The 15015-nt window shown below is 67.7% G+C and carries 15 protein-coding genes; 10 read left to right on the top strand and 5 right to left on the bottom strand.

Annotation, left to right across the window (positions count from 1 at the left end; translation table 11 throughout):
* Window positions 1–20 precede the first annotated feature (20 nt).
* Entirely contained in the window at window positions 21–1262 is a 1242-nt protein-coding gene (locus tag E0W80_RS02130; protein WP_047519402.1) for an RNA polymerase sigma factor, read from the top strand.
* Entirely contained in the window at window positions 1259–1954 is a 696-nt protein-coding gene (locus tag E0W80_RS02125) for a coenzyme F420-0:L-glutamate ligase (protein WP_047519404.1), read from the top strand. Before E0W80_RS02130 ends, E0W80_RS02125 begins: the two co-directional genes overlap by 4 nt.
* A gap of 62 nt (window positions 1955–2016) precedes the next feature.
* Here the strand turns inward: E0W80_RS02125 and E0W80_RS02120 are convergent, their stop codons facing one another.
* A complete protein-coding gene (locus tag E0W80_RS02120) occupies window positions 2017–3033 on the bottom strand; it encodes a sugar-transfer associated ATP-grasp domain-containing protein (RefSeq protein ID WP_131491132.1) in 1017 nt (338 codons plus the stop codon).
* Between the two features lie 80 nt (window positions 3034–3113).
* Here E0W80_RS02120 and E0W80_RS02115 point away from each other — a divergent pair, with 80 nt between their 5' ends.
* Complete coding sequence (locus E0W80_RS02115; protein WP_240740433.1) at window positions 3114–3824, top strand: alanine racemase C-terminal domain-containing protein; 711 nt, start codon at window positions 3114–3116, stop codon at window positions 3822–3824.
* Entirely contained in the window at window positions 3821–4861 is a 1041-nt protein-coding gene (locus E0W80_RS02110) for an alanine racemase (RefSeq protein ID WP_131491131.1), read from the top strand. Before E0W80_RS02115 ends, E0W80_RS02110 begins: the two co-directional genes overlap by 4 nt.
* Window positions 4862–4882: 21 nt before the next feature.
* Here E0W80_RS02110 and E0W80_RS02105 read toward each other — a convergent pair whose 3' ends face one another.
* Window positions 4883–5101, bottom strand: coding sequence for a hypothetical protein (locus tag E0W80_RS02105; protein ID WP_047519411.1), 219 nt, complete (start codon window positions 5099–5101; stop codon window positions 4883–4885).
* A gap of 178 nt (window positions 5102–5279) precedes the next feature.
* On the opposite strand from E0W80_RS02105, the gene E0W80_RS02100 reads away from it, so the two are divergent.
* Entirely contained in the window at window positions 5280–7421 is a 2142-nt protein-coding gene (locus E0W80_RS02100; RefSeq protein ID WP_131491350.1) for a DNA topoisomerase IV subunit B, read from the top strand.
* Between the two features lie 61 nt (window positions 7422–7482).
* Here E0W80_RS02100 and E0W80_RS02095 read toward each other — a convergent pair whose 3' ends face one another.
* Entirely contained in the window at window positions 7483–9924 is a 2442-nt protein-coding gene (locus tag E0W80_RS02095) for a DNA topoisomerase IV subunit A (RefSeq protein WP_131491130.1), read from the bottom strand.
* A gap of 44 nt (window positions 9925–9968) precedes the next feature.
* Here E0W80_RS02095 and E0W80_RS02090 point away from each other — a divergent pair, with 44 nt between their 5' ends.
* Entirely contained in the window at window positions 9969–11090 is a 1122-nt protein-coding gene (locus tag E0W80_RS02090) for a nucleotide pyrophosphatase/phosphodiesterase family protein (protein ID WP_240740432.1), read from the top strand.
* A 30-nt stretch (window positions 11091–11120) separates the two neighbouring features.
* Here the strand turns inward: E0W80_RS02090 and sepH are convergent, their stop codons facing one another.
* Entirely contained in the window at window positions 11121–12167 is a 1047-nt protein-coding gene (gene sepH / locus E0W80_RS02085; protein WP_047519417.1) for a septation protein SepH, read from the bottom strand.
* Between the two features lie 198 nt (window positions 12168–12365).
* Here sepH and E0W80_RS02080 point away from each other — a divergent pair, with 198 nt between their 5' ends.
* Window positions 12366–12659 carry a DUF4193 domain-containing protein gene (locus tag E0W80_RS02080; protein ID WP_029259298.1) on the top strand — a complete coding sequence of 98 codons (294 nt, stop codon included), beginning with the start codon at window positions 12366–12368 and terminating at the stop codon, window positions 12657–12659.
* A gap of 66 nt (window positions 12660–12725) precedes the next feature.
* On the opposite strand, the gene E0W80_RS02075 is transcribed toward E0W80_RS02080, so the two are convergent.
* Entirely contained in the window at window positions 12726–13196 is a 471-nt protein-coding gene (locus E0W80_RS02075) for a DUF3093 domain-containing protein (RefSeq protein ID WP_131491129.1), read from the bottom strand.
* A 12-nt stretch (window positions 13197–13208) separates the two neighbouring features.
* Between E0W80_RS02075 and dut the strand changes: the two genes are divergently transcribed.
* From dut to E0W80_RS02060, 3 genes are read left to right on the top strand one after another with little or no spacing between them, the layout of a single operon-like run.
* Window positions 13209–13682, top strand: a complete 474-nt coding sequence (dut, locus tag E0W80_RS02070; RefSeq protein WP_131491128.1) for a dUTP diphosphatase — start codon at window positions 13209–13211, stop codon at window positions 13680–13682.
* Window positions 13675–14262, top strand: coding sequence for a DUF3710 domain-containing protein (locus E0W80_RS02065; RefSeq protein ID WP_047519423.1), 588 nt, complete (start codon window positions 13675–13677; stop codon window positions 14260–14262). The genes dut and E0W80_RS02065 overlap by 8 nt, the downstream gene beginning before the upstream one ends.
* Window positions 14259–14993 (top strand): DUF3159 domain-containing protein, encoded by a 735-nt coding sequence (locus E0W80_RS02060; protein ID WP_131491127.1) that lies wholly within the window; start codon window positions 14259–14261, stop codon window positions 14991–14993. Before E0W80_RS02065 ends, E0W80_RS02060 begins: the two co-directional genes overlap by 4 nt.
* Window positions 14994–15015 lie beyond the last annotated feature (22 nt).

Genomic DNA, 15015 nt, shown 5'->3' with positions numbered 1-15015 from the left:
CGCCCCGTGAAAGGCGAAACGTGACTCCTGCCACGACGAAGAACACCCGGACGAAGAAGGCTGCCGCTGAGACCGCCGTCGACGCCCAGGTCGAGGCCGAAGCGTCTGAGAAGCCCGCGCCCTTGAGCGCTGCCAAGCGCGCTGCTGCCAAGCGCGCCCCGGTCAAGAAGAAGAAGTCCGACGACGTCGTCGAAGAAGACGAGGCCCCTGTCGTCGCGGCGGAGGACGCCGACGAAGAGGACGAGGATTCCAAGCCGAAGTTCACCGAGCCGCTGCCGACCGGCGCGATCGTCATCTCGTCCAACGACGACGAAGACGTGCCGGTCTACTCGACGCAGATCACCGGCGCCACGGCTGACCCGGTCAAGGACTACCTGAAGCAGATCGGTAAGGTCGCTCTGCTGAACGCCGCCGAAGAGGTCGAGCTCGCGATGCGCATCGAAGCCGGTCTCTTCGCCGAGGAGAAGCTGTCAGCGATGACGCCGGCCGAGAAGACGAGTCAGCTCGGTCTCGACCTGCAGTGGGTCGCCCGCGACGGTCAGCGCGCGAAGAGTCACCTGCTCGGAGCGAACCTCCGACTCGTCGTCTCGCTCGCGAAGCGCTACACGGGCCGCGGCATGCAGTTCCTGGACCTGATCCAGGAGGGCAACCTCGGTCTCATCCGCGCGGTCGAGAAGTTCGACTACACCAAGGGCTTCAAGTTCTCGACGTACGCCACCTGGTGGATCCGTCAGGCGATCACGCGCGCGATGGCCGACCAGGCCCGCACGATCCGTATCCCGGTGCACATGGTCGAGGTCATCAACAAGCTCGCCCGCGTGCAGCGTCAGATGCTCCAGGACCTGGGACGCGAGCCCACCCCGGAAGAGCTCAGCCGTGAGCTCGACATGACGCCGGAGAAGGTCGTCGAGGTCCAGAAGTACGGCCGCGAGCCGATCTCGCTGCACACGCCGCTCGGTGAGGACGGCGACAGCGAGTTCGGTGATCTCATCGAAGACACCGAGGCCGTCGTGCCGGCGGATGCCGTGGGCTTCACCATGCTGCAGCGCCAGCTCGAGCAGCTCCTGGACTCGCTGTCCGAGCGCGAAGCCGGTGTGATCCGCATGCGCTTCGGCCTGGGCGACGGTCAGCCGAAGACCCTCGACCAGATCGGCGACACGTTCGGGGTGACGCGCGAGCGCATCCGTCAGATCGAGTCGAAGACCATGGCGAAGCTCCGGCACCCGAGCCGCTCGCAGTCGCTGCGGGACTACCTCGAATGAGCCAGGCGAACGACGGCAAGGCACTCGAGACGAGCGTCGACGGCACGAGCTACGCGCGCATCCCGCTGCGCACCCGCGTGGTCATGCCTGAGGACGACCTCGACGCGATCATCACGGAGTATGCGAAGGATGCGGTGCAGCCGGGCGACCTGCTGTTCGTGACCGAGAAGATCGTGGCGATCACCCAGGGGCGGTCGTACCGTCTCGACGAGATCAAGCCGCGCAAGCTCGCGCTGTTCCTCTCGAAGTACGTCACGCGCACGCCGTACGGGATCGGACTCGGCATGCCCGAGACGATGGAGATGGCGCTCCGCGAATGCGGCACGCCCCGAATCCTGTTCGCGTCCGCCGTGGCCGCCGTCACCAAAGCGTTCGGTCGCCGTGGTGACTTCTACCGCATCGCGGGTGACAAGGCGCGTGCCATCGACGGTCCCACCAAGCACACGATCCCGCCCTACAACGAGGCGGTCGTGCTCGGACCCAAGGACCCGGATGGCGTCGCCGCTCGGCTGAAGGCGTTGATCGGTGGCCAGGCAGAGGTCGCCGTCGTCGACATCAATGACCTGGGTGGCAACATCCTCGGCTCGACGCTCGACAAGAACGGTGAGCACCGGCTCGTGAAGATCCTCGGTGACAACCCGCTCGGTCAGGGACTGGAGTCCACGCCGCTCGGGATCGTCCGCGCGGTCTGATCCGCTCAGATCTACGGAGAAGGCCCCGGATGCGCAGAGCATCCGGGGCCTTCTCCGTTTCCTCAGAAGCCGATGACCTCGCGGTAGCGCGGCTTGTGGCCGGTGCGGATGCCGGTCACGCTGGGCTTGTTCTCGTACACTCCGGCTCCCCAGTTGCCCTCGACGAGAACGGGGCCGTCGGGGGAGACCACGATGTCCCAGCCCACGTACTGCACCTGCGGCACGACGCGCGCGACGTCGTCGATGAAGGCGCGAACCTCCTCCATGTACGGCAGCTGGAAGTCGGCGATGCGGAAGCCGGAATCCGGATGCGTCTCGTGCACATGTCCGTGGGAGTCGTACCCGGCGCCGATCGCGTGCCCGTTCTGGTCGAGCATCGTGTAGAAGCCGCCGAAGGTCATCTGGTCGCTGACAGCGCCACGGCCGAACTTCTGCGCGATCGCGAGGATGTGCGCTTTCTCACCGTCGAAGAAGGCGGTGATGCGCGTCGTGTTCACGGTGCCGGGGCAGACGGCGGCCAGGGCGTCGTGCTGCCGGATCACCTCTTCGATGAGGAGCTCGCCGCGGTCCAGCAGTCCGCGATGGAACTCGTCCCAGTCGTCGATGTCCGCGGCGTGATAGCGATGCACACCGGTTCCCGCCTGCCCGACCGGCTCCTTCGTGACGATCGTGCCGAGGCGCTCGGTCAGCTCGCGCACCGCAGCGGCGTTGCCTTCCTCGACCGTCATCCACTCGCGTTTCAGGAAGGGGGAGAACTGCTTGTCGAACTCGACCTTGTCCTGGAAGATCCAGCGGTAGTCAGGGTGGTCGAATCGCTGCGAGAGCTGGTTCGACACGGGGTGGGTCATGTAGGTCTCGCGCTCCGCCTTGGTGAGCATGGCGAAGTCGTAGTCGATGTAGTCCTGGAACCCGACGTTGTGCCGGGCCGCGGACCAGAGCATGTCGACGACGATGGCAGGGACGGCCTTGTGGTGCTGTTCCGATGCCTCCTTGGCCCGTTCCACCACCGATCCGACGTCGATGCGGCGAGCACGTCCCAGCAGGTAGCGGATGCGGGGCGCGAGGGAAAGACGAGACATATGGCTCCAGGGTCGGGGTCCCCACCAGTCTACGGGGGACTCGGAGGTCCACCTGGGAGGCGGAAGCTAGGGTGGAGGACGTGTGTGAGACGACTTCCAGCGCCCTGCCTTTCGCGATGATCTCCCGCTCGGCGCTGGCGGCAGGCGCGTCGGCGGCAGTGCGCGCAGGAGGACGTATCGCGGATCTGCGACGCGATGCCTGGGGCCACGGAATCCTCGCCGTCGCGCAGGCGGTGACCGCAGCCGGCGCCGAACGGGTGCTGGTCGATTCCGTCGGTGAGATCGAGGCGCTGCGGTTGGAGGGAATCGTCGGGGTGACCTCGGATGAGGCGGATATCGACCCGACTCTGCTCTACGGGCTGCCGGACGAGCACGGAGTCCTCTCGACGCAGCCGGTGATGCGCCTCAGCGGCCGAGTGATGTCCACCAAACGTTTGCGCGCCGGGGATGCGGTGTCGTACGGATACACCTACCGTGCGCCCGCGGAGACCACCGTGGCGTTGGTGACGGGCGGTTATGCGCAAGGGATCGTCCGTGCTCTCGGGAATCACGCACACGTCGACGTCGCCGGGACGGCGCGACCCATCATCGGACGGGTCGCGATGGATGTCTGCGTCGTGGACCTGGAAGGCCCGGAGAGCGACATCGCGCCCGGATCGGAGGTCACCTATTTCGGTGGGTGGGGCGCGGCCAGGGCCGGAGTCGCCCGATGGAGCGCGATCACCGGGCTGACGGCGGCGGAACTCGTCACGGTCGCGGGCGCGCACGCTGTGCGGGGGTGGGAGGCATGACCCGCCCGCAGCTGCGGATCCGCAGTGACGTCTTCCGCGCGAACGTCGAAGCCGTTCAGGCGCGGATCGCACCGTCGACCCTCATGCTCGTGCTCAAGGACGATGCCTACGGCCACGGGCTCGCGTGGGCGGTCGAGGCCGCGTCGAAGGCGGGCGTCGACTGGTTCGGGAGCTACGACATCGCGGGCGGCTCAGAGGTTCGGCGCGTCGTCGGAGGAGACGCGCGCATCTTCGCCTGGGCTACCTCGACGGACGCGGAGGTCGATGACGCTCTGCTGCACCGCATCGATCTCGGAGTCGGCACCGCCGAGTATCTGCGACGGATCATCGCCCGCGCGGAGGCGCTGGGCGCACGGGCGCGCGTGCACCTCAAGATCGACACGGGCCTGCACCGCAACGGCATACTCCCAGAGGACTGGGCCGACGTCGTCTCCGAGGCCAGGGCCGCGGAGGCCGCAGGACTCCTCGAATTGGAGGGGGTCTGGAGCCACATCGCTGAGGCGAGCGATGCGGAGGACGACGAGGCGCAGGCAGTGTTCCTGGACGCCGTGCGAGTGGTGGGGGAGTCGGGTCCGGTTCCGCGCGCATTGCACCTGACCGCGTCGGCGGCATCCTGGTGGCGACCGGAGCTGCGTGGCTCGGTCTCGCGCATCGGAGCGTTCTGCTACGGCATCCGATCCGCGGACGGCCCGGACCTCGAGGGTGTGCGACCTGCAGCAAGCCTCGTCGCGACGGTCGTCGAGGTCGACGGTGATGATGCCGTGATCGCGATCGGCAGCTTCGACGGTCTCCCGTCGACCTTGGGCGGAGCGAGCGTGGGGACTCCCGGTGGAGCCCGAGTGCTCACCGCCGTGGGTCAGACGACGTCGATCGTCGACCGCTGGCCGGGAGCCCGGGTCGGCGACGAAGTGACGCTGTTCGGCGCGGGCGAATCCGGGGAGTCTTCCGCGACCACGCTCGCCGAGCGGATCGACACGGTCGGCGAAGAGATCCTCACCCGGCTCACCGCGCGAGTGCGCAGGGTCGTGATCGACTGACCGCTGGCCCGTCGAGGGCGATCAGACGGCTTCGATGAGACGCGCGGTCTCGTCGTGCCAGCTGGTGGCGACGCTGCGGAGCTTCTCTTCGTACTTGCGGCCGTGGTGAGCGCAGAACAGGAGCTCGGAGCCGTTCACCTCGGCGGCGATGTACGCCTGCGCACCGCAGGAATCACAACGATCCATGGCGGTCAGGCGGAACTCGACGGTGGAGGTGTCACGTTCGGTCGTTGCGTTCATCTCGGTGCCTCCTCGGGTGTCGGCTTCGCTTCGTGATTTGGTCAATACAACCACGCTGTACCTGTGTGCATGCCCGGTTTGCGGCGTGTTTCGCTCAGCGCGTACGCGTGCGCCTCGGACTCGCTCCGCGTGGGGAGTGTCGGCAGCCCGAGCGGAGGTGGCGAGAATAGACTCGGAGATTGTGAATGCCGAGTATTCTGCCCACCATCTCCAGGTGCTTGAGGGGCTCGAGGCTGTCCGCAAACGCCCGGGTATGTACATCGGGTCGAACGGCTCCCCGGGTCTCATGCACTGCCTCTGGGAGATCATCGACAACTCCGTCGACGAAGCGGTGGCGGGCAACGGCTCGAAGATCGACATCATCCTGCACAGCGACGGCAGTGTGGAGGTGCACGACCGCGGGCGCGGAATCCCCGTCGACGTCGAACCCCGGACCGGTCTGAGCGGTGTCGAGGTCGTCTACACGAAGCTGCACGCGGGTGGGAAGTTCGGAGGTGGCTCGTACGCTGCGTCCGGTGGTCTGCATGGCGTCGGTGCCTCGGTGGTGAATGCGCTCTCCGAGCGGCTCGACGTCGAGGTCGACCGCGGGGGCAAGACCTATGCGATGTCCTTCCACCGCGGCGAACCGGGCATCTTCACGGACTCCGGCGAGAAGCGTCCTGACGCGCCGTTCACTCCCTTCGAGGAGAAGAGCGAGCTGCGGGTAGTCGGCAAGGCGCCACGAGGTGTCACCGGCACGCGTGTCCGTTACTGGGCGGATCGTCAGATCTTCACGAAGGACGCGGCGTTCCAACTCGCTGAGCTCGAGACCCGTGCGCGGCAGACCGCCTTCCTCGTTCCCGGTCTCGAGATCGTGGTGAAGGATGAGCGCGCCGTCGCCGTCCCCGAGCTCTCGAACGTCACCGAGGAGGAGGGCGCCGGGCCTGTCGCGGCCCCCGAGCCCGTGGAGACCTCGTACCTCTATGAGGGCGGTATCTCCGAGTTCGTCGACTACCTGGCGATCGACCCTCCGGTGACCGACACCTGGCGCATCCAGGGAGAAGGCACGTTCAAGGAGACCGTCCCGGTGCTTCAAGCGGACGGTCACATGATCGCCACCGAGGTCGAGCGTGTCTGCGCGGTCGACATCGCGCTGCGCTGGGGAACCGGCTACGACACCCGGGTCCGCTCGTTCGTCAACATCATCGCGACGCCCAAGGGCGGAACCCACCAGCAGGGCTTCGAACAGGAACTCCTCAAGGTCCTCCGGACCCAGGTCGAGCAGAACGCCCGCCGCCTCAAGGTCGGCAACGACAAGCTCGAGAAGGACGATGTGCTGGCCGGACTCACCGCGGTGCTCACGGTCAACGTTCCGGAGCCGCAGTTCGAGGGTCAGACCAAAGAGGTCCTCGGGACGCCGGCCGTTCGACAGATCGTCGCGCAGGTGATCCGCAAGGATCTCGCCCAGCGCTTCACGTCGACCAAGCGCGACGACAAGAACCAGGCATCACAGCTCCTGGACAAGATCGTCTCGGAGATGAAGGCCCGTGTCTCGGCGCGCGCCCACAAGGAGACGCAGCGACGCAAGAATGCGCTCGAGTCCTCGACGCTCCCGACGAAGCTGGTCGACTGCCGCACCAACGAGGTCGATCGCAGCGAGCTGTTCATCGTCGAGGGTGACTCGGCTCTCGGCACGGCCAAGAACGCACGCAACAGCGAGTTCCAAGCGCTCCTCCCGATCCGCGGCAAGATCCTCAACGTGCAGAAGGCTTCCGTGGGGGACATGCTCTCCAACGCGGAGTGCGCATCGATCATCCAGGTGATCGGCGCCGGCTCGGGCCGGACGTTCGATCTCAGCGCGGCACGCTACGGGAAGATCATCCTGATGAGCGACGCCGACGTGGACGGCGCCCACATCCGCACACTGTTGCTCACCCTGTTCTTCCGCTACATGCGGCCGCTGATCGAGGACGGCCGTGTCTTCGCTGCCGTCCCCCCGCTGCATCGGGTGATCGTGATGAACCCGGGCTCGAAGCCCAACGAGACGATCTACACCTACAGCGAGCAGGAGATGCAGGCCCTGCTCACCAAGCTCCGCAAGGCCGGCAAGCGCTGGCACGAGCCGATCCAGCGCTACAAGGGACTCGGAGAGATGGATGCCGAGCAGCTGGCCAACACGACCATGGACCGCTCCGGGCGTCTGCTGCGTCGGGTGCGCATGGAGGATGCGGAGGCGGCAGGCCGTATGTTCGAGCTGCTGATGGGCAACGAGGTCGCCCCGCGGCGCGAGTTCATCATCGAGTCCTCCGACCGGCTGTCGCGCGAGTCGATCGACGCCTGACCTGAACTGATCGCGGGGCGTCCGGGAGGCCGCCGGTGACGGAGGCCTCCCGGACACGACGTCACACGATCGTGCGGCCGATGGTCCCGATCACGCCGTCGATGGGCTGGCCGGAGGCGTCGCGACGGGCACCGGCCTCGGGGAGCTTGCGCACCGCACCGGTCGGGTCCACGGCCTGCGCCGGACCGGGGCCCACCCACGCGACCGTGAGTCGATCCTCGCCCTTCAAGAAGGCGTGCGCGCGCACGCCACCCGTCGCGCGCCCCTTGGCGGGGTACTCAGCGAACGACGACACCTTCGCGCGACCCGGATCCGTTCCCGGCAGGATGCTCTCGCCGCCGGACACCGTGGCGACCACGGCATCGCTTGTCGGATCGACCACGCCGAAGAAGAGGACGGAGGTCCCGGGGCCGAGCTTGACCCCGGCCATGCCTCCGGCGGGGGCACCTTGGGGACGTACCGATGACGACGGGAAATGGAGCAGCCGCGCGTCGGTCGTCACGAACACCATCTCGGAGTCATCCGCTGCCTCCGCCGCGCCGATGACCGTGTCACCGGCCTTCAGGCCGATGACCTCGAGATCGGGGCGCGCGGGGAGCGAGGACGGAACGACGCGCTTCACCGTGCCCTGGGCGGTGCCGAGAGCGATCGGGATGTCGCTGTCGAAGCGCACGAAGCCGAGGACACGCTCGTTCTTGGTCGTGATGCCCAGGTAGTCGCGCAACGGCGTACCGGCCGCCAACTGCACCGAGGAGGAGGGGACGGAGGGAAGGTCGACGGGGGAGAACCGTACGACTCGGCCGAGACTCGTCAGCGCTCCGATCTCGGCGCGTACCGTGGTCTCGACCGTCGCGAGGATCGCATCGTGCTTGCTCCGACGCGCCGGAACCGTGAGCTCCTGGCCCTCTCCGAGATCGACGCGCACGGCTCTGCCGGTGGTCGAGAGGACGAGCACCGTGGGGGCATCGGCGATCTGCAGGTCGACCGCGCCCTTGGTCGCCCGGGGCTTCGGGGGAGCCGCGTTCATCAGGAGCGTCCGGCGAGGTGTGCCGTAGGCGTCGGCAGCGGCATCCAGCTCTCTCGCGACCGCCGCGCGGAGCAACACGGGGCTCCCGAGGAGTTCACGGAGCGAGGCGATCTCGGCCAGCAACGCGTCACGCTCGCTCTCGAGCTCGATCCGCGAGAACTTCGTCAGGCGACGCAGCCGCAGCTCGAGGATGTACTCGGCCTGGAGCTCACTCAGATCGAACACCGAACGCAGCCGGGTGCGGGCCTGCTCGGAGTCGTCGGAGGAGCGGATGACCTGGATGACCTCGTCGATGTCGAGGATCGCGATGAGCAATCCCTCGACGAGGTGCAGGCGCTCCTCACGGCGCGCGAGACGGTAGCGGCTGCGCCGGGTGATCACCTCCAGGCGATGCCCGACGTAGACGCTCAGCATCTCCTTGAGACCGAGCGTGCGCGGCTGGCCCTCGACGAGCGCGACGTTGTTGATGCTGAAGGAGTCTTCGAGCGGCGTCAGGCGGTACAGCTGCTCGAGGACGGCGTTCGGGTCGAAGCCCGTCTTCACGCCGATCGCGACGCGCAGTCCATGGTTGCGGTCGGTGAGGTCGGTGACATCACTGATGCCCTGCAGCTTCTTCGCCTGTACGGCATCGCGGATCTTCTCGATCAGACGCTCGGGCCCGACCATGTACGGCAGTTCCGAGACGATGATGCCGGTGCGCCGCGGGCCCAGAGGTTCGATGGACGTCTTGCCCCGGACCTTGAGGGCGCCACGTCCGTTCGTGTACGCGTCCTTGACGCCGTCCAGACCCATCAGGATGCCCCCGGAGGGGAAGTCCGGCCCGGGTACGAACTCCATGAGCTCTTCGGTCGTGGCGTCCGGATTCTCCAGCAGGTGGGTCGCCGCCGCCACGACCTCGATGAGGTTGTGCGGGGCCATGTTCGTGGCCATGCCGACCGCGATGCCGCTGGCACCGTTGACGAGGAGGTTCGGGAACGCGGCCGGCAGTACGGCCGGCTGCTGGAACTGTCCGTCGTAGTTCGGGATGAAGTCGACGACATCCTCATCGAGGTTCTCGGTGAGGGCGAGTGCGGCGGCGGCCAGTCGGGCTTCGGTGTACCGCGCGGCGGCCGGACCGTCATCCAGGGAGCCGAAGTTGCCGTGGCCGTCGACGAGCGGGACGCGCAACGCCCACTCCTGGGCGAGGCGCACGAGCGCGTCGTAGATCGCGGAGTCGCCGTGGGGGTGGAGCTTCCCCATCACCTCACCGACGACGCGAGCGCTCTTCACATGGCCGCGATCCGGGCGCAGGCCCATCTCGGCCATCTGGTAGAGGATGCGGCGCTGGACGGGCTTGAGGCCATCGCGGGCGTCGGGCAGGGCGCGCGAGTAGATCACCGAATACGCGTATTCGAGGAACGAACCCTGCATCTCCGTGGAGAGGTCGATGTCCTGGATGCGCTCCTCGACGGGCTCGGGCGGCGGGGTTTTCGGCATGGACTTCCTGAGGGCGTACGGGAGCCTGTGTCAGACTGGCTCGGATGTCCTTCATGCTACCGTCCGACTCTTCGAGCGCCCGGAGCGTCGTCGGGGTGGCGGCGGACCTGTTCGCCGCCCTGCGCGGCGAGTCCGAGGTGCTGCCCCCTGCGGAATCGGTCGTCCTCGTCGTCATCGATGGGCTCGGCGCGATCAGCCTTCGGGGACACGCCGGACACGCGCGGGCGCTGACGGCGGGCATGGCGAAGAAGGACGTCGCCCAGTCGGTGTTCCCCTCGACGACGGCCGCGGCCCTCACCAGCATCGTCACCGGAGTGTGGCCGGGCGCGCATGGCCTCGTGGGGTACCGCGTGCTCGACCCGAGTCGCGACGTGCTCGTCAACCAGCTCAGCGGCTGGGAGAGCGACGGGATCGATCCGCTCGTCTGGCAGGCAGTGCCCACGATCTTCGAGCGCGCCGGACGCCGCGGTCACGAGAGCTTCGCCGTCGGTCTGGCCGCCTATGCGCACAGCGGTTTCACGAAGGCGACTCTTCGTGGCGCGGAGTTCGTCGCGGCGGACACCGCGGCATCCCGGATCGAAGCCGCCTACGCACTCGCTCAGACCCATCCGGGGGCGCTCGTCTACTGCTACCTCCCCGAGGTCGACAAAGCCGGCCACAAGCATGGGATCGCTTCGCGCGAGTGGGTCGCGGCGCTCGAGGACGTCGATGCGGCGCTCTCCGCACGGGTGCCTCCAGGGGTCGGCGTTCTCGTCACGTCCGACCACGGGATGGTCGACGTGCCGCAGAGACGTCAGATCGTCCTGGAGGAGGCGCATCTCACGGGGATCCGTCATCTGGGGGGCGAACCCCGGATGCTGCACGCCTACCTCGAGCCTGAGGTCGATGTCGCTGAGGTGATGACGCGCTGGCGTTCCGACCTCCAGGGGTCGGCCGATGTCCTCACCCGCGGCGACGCGGTGGATGCGCGCCTCTTCGGCCCGACGGTCACCGATGCCGCAGCGTCACGGATCGGTGACGTGCTGGTGATCGCGCGCGGAACCTGGGCCGTGTACGACGGTACGGCCGCGGACCAACGCGGGCGGGCGATGATCGGTCAACACGGCGCTCTCACGCCCGAGGAGCGTCAGGTTCCGCTGATCAGACTCGGGGCTTTCGCCCGCTGATCGTCGTCGGCGCGGCGACGCGATGTGGCGTCATTCGTCCGTGCGAGCGCCGAAGACGATCTCATCCCACGAGGGCATCGCGTTTCGACGGCGACGACGCCCACCGGACTCGCCGGAATCCGTGGGTGTGGGCTGCGACGATGCGGGCTGCGAGGCCTCCGGCTCCTCTTCCGGCTGATCCAGCGCGTCGAAGAGGGAGATCGGGTCGGAGCGCTCTGCGTCTTCCGCGTCGTCGAGCAGAGGAGCTGTCTCGCGCTGTCCGCGACGGCGTCGCAGTGCTTCGAGCAGGTCGGCCGTCTCGGGGTTCGTGCTCGGTGTCGAGGGCGCACGCTTGATCGCAGCGTCCTGCGCCGCGAGATCGGAGCGCTCCGGGAGGGAGGGATCTTCGAACTCCGCCTCCGGAGTCGGCAGGAGACGCGGACCGAACGCCCCCGAATCGAAGCGGCTCTCATCCTTGTAGGGCGATGTCGTACGTTCGGCGTCGACCGCACGCAGTCGCGGGATGAGTCCTTCCGGCAGGGATCCCTGCCGTGAGAGCTGGGTCGCGTCGGCGTTCAGGGGTGACAGTGCACTGCGGCGAGGATCGAAGCTCCAGCGCGCGTCGTGTTCGACATCGTTGGCCGTGAACTCGAGCTTGATGGTCCAGCCGGAGTCCTCTTTCCAACTGGCCCAGCGCTCTGCAGTCGCCTCGATCTCGGCCAGCTTGGCGCGGACGGCGACGCCGAAGGTGGGTTGCGCGTCGGGCTCGACCTCGCTGCCGATCAACACCGGCACAGCGAGAGCCTGGCCGATGATGTGCTCTCGCTCGGCGAGGACCGGACCTTCGAACCGGGCGACGTCCTCCACGCTGATCCCGAGCAGCTCGGCGACTTCGGGAGCTGTCAGCCCGGCGCGGATCTGGGCCTGGATGTCACGAGGGCTCGCCGCAAGTTTCTGAGCGGTCGGCTCGGCCTGTCGGGTGGCGCGACGGATCTCGCGCTGCAGCATGTCGTCGATGGGCAGCGCGAACCGCTCGCCCGACTCGGTCGCGAGTACGAGGACTCCTGCTTCTGTGCCGACGATGGTGACGTTTTCCATGCGAATGCCCCTCTGATGGGTGTCCGTTCATGGTGTCACGCGAGGGGGCTCGCGACCGGGAATAGCGTGGGCGTGCCGTGAGTTTCCTCTGTCGCACGGACGAGCATTTGCGTTATGACCTCGGGTCGTGCAAACTATGGCCGCCGAATACCCGACGGCGCACCACCCACTCGCACCATGAAAGTGGAGATCTACCGCATGGCAACCGATTACGACGCCCCCCGAAAGAGCGAAGACGACTCCGAGTCGATCGAAGCCCTGAAGGAGCGTGTGCCGGACAAGCTCTCCGGCTCAAGCGGGGACGAAGACTCCGACAACCCGTCGAGCTTCGACCTTCCGGGTGCCGACCTTTCCGACCTCGAGCTCGACGTCGTCGTGCTGCCCGCGCAGCAGGACGAGTTCACATGCATGAGCTGCTTCCTCGTGAAGCACCGCTCGCAGCTCGACCACGAGGGCGCATCCGGGCCCATCTGCAAGGAGTGCGCTGCGTAGCAGCCCTTCGAGCGACGTCTCACGCGCCCCCGACCATCGTGGTCCGGGGCGCGCTGTCGTCTCCGGTCAGGCGCCGGTCTGCGCCGCGCGGATCGCTGCGGCCAGGCGGTCCGGAGTCCGCGTGGAGATGGTCCAGGCGTCGACCGGGTCGTCGACATCGAGATTCGGCACGACGACGATGCCGTCGATCCCACCGCGGATGAGATGCCAACCGCGCGCCGGGAGTCCGGGCCCGCGTGCGTGACGCGCATCCGCTCCGGTCAGCGCCACGGGATCGCCGAGGTGCCCGACATCGATATGTGCGCGGCCGGCGCGCAGGATGGCGCCCTCGACGGACACGACCGGTGTCGCGGCGACGAACGTCAGCACCAGGAGCGCGGAGACGGCCGCTCCGACGACGAGCGCGACCGTCGATCCGATCGGGACGAAGACGAGCGACACCATCGGCCCCGCCACCGCGACGGTGACCAGCAGCCACAGGCTGGGAGCGAGTCGTTCGCGATAGCGCGGGCGTGTGTCTGTGCCGGTGTTCTGCATTAGCCTCATGGGGTGACCGATTCCGTTGATATCCCCATTATCGCCGCGGCGGTGCCCGGATACGCGCATCCGGGTGATGCTGGCGCTGATCTGGTGGCGGCCGAGGCCGTGCATCTCGGTCCGGGCGAGCGCGCCCTCGTCGGCACGGGCGTCCGTATCGCCCTCCCCGACGGTTACGCCGCGTTCGTGGTTCCGCGCAGTGGTCTCGCAGCTAAGCACGGGATCTCGATCGTGAACTCGCCCGGGACGGTCGACGCCGGATATCGGGGCGAGATCAAGGTGAGTCTGATCAACACCGATATCCACAGCGCGTACGATGTGGCGGTCGGCGATCGCATCGCACAGCTGATCATCATGCCGGTGACTCGCGCCACGTTCCTTCCGGTCGATGAGCTGCCGGAGAGCGTCCGCGGCGCCGGCGGATTCGGCTCCACCGGCTACCAGGCGGGGCACACGCAGAACGAAGCAGGGCAGGCCAATGACTGACAACAACGAGACTTCCCCGAAGTCGGCGCCCGAGAACCGCGCCACCGAGGGTCCCTTCGACGATTCCGAGGCGAATCCGGTTCGTCCCTACATCGACCTGGGTGGGATCAAGATCCTCCCCAGGGAGGGCCTGAACCTTCGGCTCGAGGTCGAGGAGCAGACCAAGCGCATCGTCGCCGTGGGGCTCGACTACGCGGACTCCTCGCTGCAGGTGCAGCCGTTCGCCGCACCGCGATCGGGCGGTCTGTGGGATGAGACCCGTGTGCAGCTGCGCGACCAGGTCAAGGCGCAGGGCGGTCGCGTCGAAGAGCGCGAGGGTCCGCTCGGCAAGGAACTCCTCGCCGAGGTTCCCGCCACCGCGAGCGAGGGGTCCGGGCTGCGTCTCGCGCGCTTCATCGGCATCGATGGTCCGCGATGGTTCCTCCGCGGCGTCATCGGGGGAGCAGGCGCGTCGGATCCGGAGGCGGGTGCGAAGGTCGAGGATCTCTTCCGATCGATCGTCGTGGTCCGCGGCGGCTCGCCGATGCCCCCTCGTGACCTTATCCCGCTCAAGATGCCGGCGACACCGGGATCCGCGTGAGCACCCCGGACCAGGACCCCGAGCGAGAGAAGCGCACCTCCGAGATCCTCGGTGAGGCGCTCGGCGGTGCCGCTCGCCGGGCCGGCCTCGACCCGGCGGAGAGTTCGAGCACGCACAAGGTCGTGTGGTCCGCGATGGGTGGGTGGCGCGGCATCCTCGAGTCGGTGCTGCCCAGCCTCGCATTCGTCATCATCTTCACGATCCGCCCCGAACCGCTGATCCTGTCGCTCGGCGTCTCGGTCGGGCTCGCGGCGGTCTTCACGGTCGTACGACTCCTGCAGAAGTCACCGCCGTCGGCCGCGCTCGGCGGTCTCATCGCTGCGGTGGCTGCCGCCGCCCTCGCACTGTGGACCGGTCGAGGGGCGGACAACTTCGTTCCCGGACTCATCACGAACGCGGTGTACGGGTCGGTGATCCTGGTGTCGGCCCTGATCGGATGGTCGCTGATCGGCCTCGCGGTCGGATTCCTGATGGGGGAGGGCACCACGTGGCGCAGTGATCGCCGCAAGCGCCGTGCCTACTTCTGGCTCGGGATCGCATGGGCTGCGCTGTTCTTCGCGCGGCTCGCCGTGCAGCTGCCGCTCTATCTCGCGGGAGACGTCACCGCCCTCGGCACCCTCAAGCTCGTCATGGGGTTGCCGCTGTTCGCTCCCCTCATCGCGGTGACGTGGCTGGTCGTCCGCGCTCTCCACCCGCGAGACCCGGCGCGCGAGGATGCCTCCGAGGCGTGATAGATTTATCTTGATATCAAGA

The organism is Microbacterium sp. PI-1, from assembly GCF_004337555.1.
GTDB lineage: Bacteria > Actinomycetota > Actinomycetes > Actinomycetales > Microbacteriaceae > Microbacterium > Microbacterium aurugineum.
This window is presented reverse-complemented; position numbering and strand designations above follow the sequence as displayed.

Bases quoted from the DNA above. Each gene is read 5' to 3' on its own strand.
- E0W80_RS02080 (WP_029259298.1), top strand. From the start codon at position 12,366: ATGGCAACCGATTACGACGCCCCCCGAAAGAGCGAAGACGACTCCGAG.
- E0W80_RS02125 (WP_047519404.1), top strand. From the start codon at position 1,259: ATGAGCCAGGCGAACGACGGCAAGGCACTCGAGACGAGCGTCGACGGC.
- E0W80_RS02095 (WP_131491130.1), bottom strand. From the start codon at position 9,924: ATGCCGAAAACCCCGCCGCCCGAGCCCGTCGAGGAGCGCATCCAGGAC.
- sepH (WP_047519417.1), bottom strand. From the start codon at position 12,167: ATGGAAAACGTCACCATCGTCGGCACAGAAGCAGGAGTCCTCGTACTC.
- E0W80_RS02090 (WP_240740432.1), top strand. From the start codon at position 9,969: ATGTCCTTCATGCTACCGTCCGACTCTTCGAGCGCCCGGAGCGTCGTC.
- E0W80_RS02120 (WP_131491132.1), bottom strand. From the start codon at position 3,033: ATGTCTCGTCTTTCCCTCGCGCCCCGCATCCGCTACCTGCTGGGACGT.
- E0W80_RS02075 (WP_131491129.1), bottom strand. From the start codon at position 13,196: ATGCAGAACACCGGCACAGACACACGCCCGCGCTATCGCGAACGACTC.
- E0W80_RS02105 (WP_047519411.1), bottom strand. From the start codon at position 5,101: ATGAACGCAACGACCGAACGTGACACCTCCACCGTCGAGTTCCGCCTG.
- E0W80_RS02065 (WP_047519423.1), top strand. From the start codon at position 13,675: ATGACTGACAACAACGAGACTTCCCCGAAGTCGGCGCCCGAGAACCGC.
- E0W80_RS02110 (WP_131491131.1), top strand. From the start codon at position 3,821: ATGACCCGCCCGCAGCTGCGGATCCGCAGTGACGTCTTCCGCGCGAAC.